Source organism: Cellulophaga sp. F20128 (genome assembly GCF_023015805.1).
Lineage (GTDB): Bacteria > Bacteroidota > Bacteroidia > Flavobacteriales > Flavobacteriaceae > Cellulophaga.
Genome location: NZ_JALKBA010000076.1, coordinates 1 through 530 on the forward strand (window position 1 = coordinate 1; position 530 = coordinate 530).

1 protein-coding gene is annotated in these 530 nt (G+C 30.4%); it reads right to left on the minus strand.

The genetic code is table 11. The annotated features are described in order from the left end of the window. Positions 1-524: hypothetical protein (locus MWU65_RS17535; RefSeq protein ID WP_247079969.1), on the minus strand; the 524-nt coding region annotated here is incomplete at its 3' end. Positions 525-530: the final 6 nt, after the last annotated feature.

Sequence of the window (530 nt, forward strand, 5' to 3'; positions counted from 1 at the left end):
ATTTCGTTAAAAACTTCATTATTCGCTTCAAAAAAAAGAGCTATCGCCTGTTTTTCGTCTTCAGTGGCATTTGCAAAAATATTCTCAAGAATAGCAGCTCCCTGTGATTTTGGAATTGTTGTTGTAGGTGAAAAGTTTTCTTCAACCATAGCCTTATATTCATCTAAGACTACCTCTTTGGCTTTTTCTAATGTAGTTTGAGTAACATTTATATCTATATTGCCTAGTTCAAAATCTAAAGTATATGTTCCATTATCAATAGCTGGTATTAATAGACCTAATGTTGTATCGTCTATTTTATTGAGAATTACATCTGTGTTTCCTAGTTTAGCTGTGTAAGAATCATTTAAGTTAGTACCAACAATATTAAATGTAACGACCTCATAGGTGTTTATATCGTCATTTTCTATTGAAATGTTATTTTCAATTTGCTCTTCGCCATCATCGTCGATAGCTTCTTGCTCTTTTTCACATCCTAAAAAAAGTACTATAAAAGCAAGTAATACTAAAAATTTAAACTTCATAATTTG